Raw genomic sequence first — 1101 nt, 5'->3', positions numbered from 1 at the left:
GCGTACCGCCCATATCCGGATCAAAAAAGGTGATGTCGCTGCCCTCTTCCCACTCCCCTTCGAATTGAGATTGAGGTGAAAATGCCTGCGCCCAACGCTTGTAAAGCTCAGCATCCGTCAGCACTCTCCATACGCGCTGCGGAGTCGCGGTTATTTCTACGTAATAGTTTAATGTAAGCATGTTTTCTCTCCCTGAACCTTCATTGACGCTAGTTTATTCTCAGGAAAAATCAAATTTGCTTGCGTTTTAAATGCTTATCTCAACTTACTTTTACGAGGCACTAAGATGTTCTCGTTTGTAACGCCTTGCTTTGATGATGCTTGACCAATACATCCCAGCACCCATTCAATACCGTCGCGAGCACAATTAAGCCCATGCCCGCGATTTGAGTGCGGCTCATTACATCAGCGAAAAAAAGTGATTGCCAAACGGCCGTAAACAACAAGTTGGTAAAAATCAGTGGTGCGAGTTGAGAGCCGCTACTGGCCAGTTGATAGGCTTTTGCACGAAACACTTGAGTATTGATGATCAACATCGACATGGCTAATAGCAACAGCACACTAGGCTCAACGGATAGTGAGAATGAATGAGCCCCCAACAGTCCAGAGCCATCGTTGATAAGCACCAAAGGCAGAATAAATAACGCGGCAAAGCTAAACGCCCAGAAGTTGATCTCTAGCGGTGACATATTACTTTTGCTGACTTTATACAGCGTCAATTGTGAGCCGGAGTTAAACAGACCGCCAGCCAAACCAAGCAGTAAGTCGTATCGCAAAGTAAATTCGCCTTCCGTTCCAGCCAACAACACCACACCACTAAACGCCATCACAATACCAAAAACGGTGGACGCACGAATTTTTCCATGCCAGACAAGCTTTTCAATCACAGGCATAAACAACGGGCCTGTAGCAAAAAGGACAACACTTTCGACCAGTGTTAACGTTTGAAGAGACGCAATAAAGCAGAGTTGAGACAGACCAATACAAAGTGCGCGTAGCAAAGTGGGCTTCAACTCGGTCGATTTCGGCAGTTTGATGCCTTTCGGGATCAGAACTAAGAGCAAGATAAGCGCAGGTAGGAAAAATCGCAGAAAGCTGAAC

General features: G+C 46.1%; 2 protein-coding genes. Both read right to left on the bottom strand.

All coding sequences use genetic code 11. The features are described from left to right. Positions 1 to 181: SRPBCC domain-containing protein (locus R7Q48_RS24685; RefSeq protein WP_318132749.1), on the bottom strand; the 181-nt coding region annotated here is incomplete at its 3' end. Between the two features lie 100 nt (positions 182 to 281). Beyond that, positions 282 to 1101: DMT family transporter (locus tag R7Q48_RS24680; protein WP_318132747.1), on the bottom strand; the 820-nt coding region annotated here is incomplete at its 5' end.

This window comes from Vibrio sp. 378 (assembly GCF_033339435.1).
The sequence above is the reverse complement of the archived record's forward strand: the minus strand, read 5'-3'. Positions and strand labels throughout refer to the sequence as shown.